Annotated in this window: 1 protein-coding gene; it reads right to left on the reverse strand. The window is 68.0% G+C overall.

Annotated elements, in window-relative coordinates:
• Positions 1 to 375: hypothetical protein (locus AB4Y92_RS26530; RefSeq protein WP_441822335.1), on the reverse strand; the 375-nt coding region annotated here is incomplete at both ends.

Consider the following 375-nt stretch of genomic DNA (forward strand, 5'->3'; position numbering starts at 1 on the left):
ATGACCGAGAGCATCACCAGCGTATCGAGGCTGCGGCTGGTCAGCACCCTGTCCGACATCTGGAACAGATAGATCGGGACAGCCAGCACCAGCGTGTTCACGACGATCGAAAAGATCGCGACGATCACCAAGTTGTGGCGCGCCTCCGCGAGCCCTTTGCCGAGGACCTGCTGGAAATCGCGATCCCCGAGGCGTTGTTCGAGCGGTGATCGGCCTCCGCCGCCACCGCCCCCTCCGCCGCCACCTGTTCCGCCCTTGCCGCCCCCAGGGCCGTTCGATGTCGTCGTGCCTTGCGGGCTGCCGGCGCCTCCGACCGGTCGCAGATTGGGGACGCCGTCGGCGGGAGGAGCGCCGTACTTCGCCTCGGCGCGCAGC

The organism is Lysobacter sp. TAB13 (assembly GCF_052113885.1).
GTDB lineage: Bacteria > Pseudomonadota > Gammaproteobacteria > Xanthomonadales > Xanthomonadaceae > Lysobacter > Lysobacter gummosus.